The 1,196-nt window shown below is 56.4% G+C and carries 1 protein-coding gene; it reads left to right on the forward strand.

Going from position 1 to position 1,196, the window contains the following annotated elements; all coding sequences use genetic code 11:
* On the forward strand, positions 1 to 1,196 hold a 1,196-nt coding region (tuf, locus tag CLH61_RS18225; RefSeq protein WP_228152702.1), incomplete at its 5' end, for an elongation factor Tu.

Below are 1,196 nucleotides of genomic sequence, written 5' to 3' on the forward strand. Positions count from 1 at the left end.
TGTCTAAAGCAAAATTTGAGCGTAACAAGCCGCACGTAAACGTGGGCACCATTGGTCACGTTGACCATGGTAAGACCACTCTGACCGCTGCCCTGACTCGTGTATGTCACGAAGTATGGGGTACTGGTGAACTGCGTGCGTTCGATCAGATCGATAACGCACCGGAAGAGCGTGCGCGTGGTATTACCATTGCGACCTCTCACGTTGAGTACGATTCTCCGACCCGTCACTACGCCCACGTAGACTGCCCGGGCCACGCTGACTATGTGAAGAACATGATCACTGGTGCGGCGCAGATGGACGGCGCGATCCTGGTTTGCTCCGCAGCTGACGGCCCCATGCCGCAGACCCGTGAGCACATCCTGCTGTCCCGTCAGGTTGGTGTACCTTACATCGTTGTGTTCCTGAACAAAGCGGACATGGTTGACGATGAAGAGCTGCTCGAGCTGGTTGAGATGGAAGTTCGTGACCTGCTGAGCATGTACGACTTCCCGGGCGACGACACTCCGATCATTACCGGTTCTGCGCTGATGGCGCTGGAAGGTCGTGACGACAACGAGATGGGTACTACCGCTGTGAAGAAGCTGGTAGAGGCCCTGGACGACTACATCCCGGAGCCGGAGCGTGCGATTGACCAGCCGTTCCTGATGCCGATCGAGGACGTATTCTCCATCTCCGGTCGTGGTACCGTGGTAACTGGCCGTGTTGAGCGTGGCATCATCAAGGTGGGTGAGGAAGTTGAGATTGTTGGTATCAAAGATACCGTCAAGACCACTTGCACCGGCGTTGAAATGTTCCGCAAGCTGCTGGACGAAGGTCGTGCTGGTGAAAACGTCGGTGTTCTTCTGCGCGGTACCAAGCGTGAAGACGTTGAGCGTGGCCAGGTTCTGTGTAAGCCGGGCACCATCAAGCCGCACACCGTGTTCGAGTGCGAAGTGTACGTACTGAGCAAGGAAGAAGGCGGTCGTCATACTCCGTTCTTCAAGGGCTACCGTCCGCAGTTCTACTTCCGGACTACTGACGTAACCGGTTCTTGCGAGCTGCCGGAAGGCGTTGAAATGGTTATGCCGGGTGACAACGTCAAAATGACCGTTACCCTGATCGCTCCGATCGCCATGGAAGATGGTCTGCGCTTCGCGATTCGCGAAGGTGGCCGTACCGTTGGTGCCGGCGTGGTATCCAAGATCATCGAGTAA

Source organism: Marinobacter profundi, from assembly GCF_002744715.1.
In the GTDB taxonomy this organism is placed as follows: domain Bacteria; phylum Pseudomonadota; class Gammaproteobacteria; order Pseudomonadales; family Oleiphilaceae; genus Marinobacter; species Marinobacter profundi.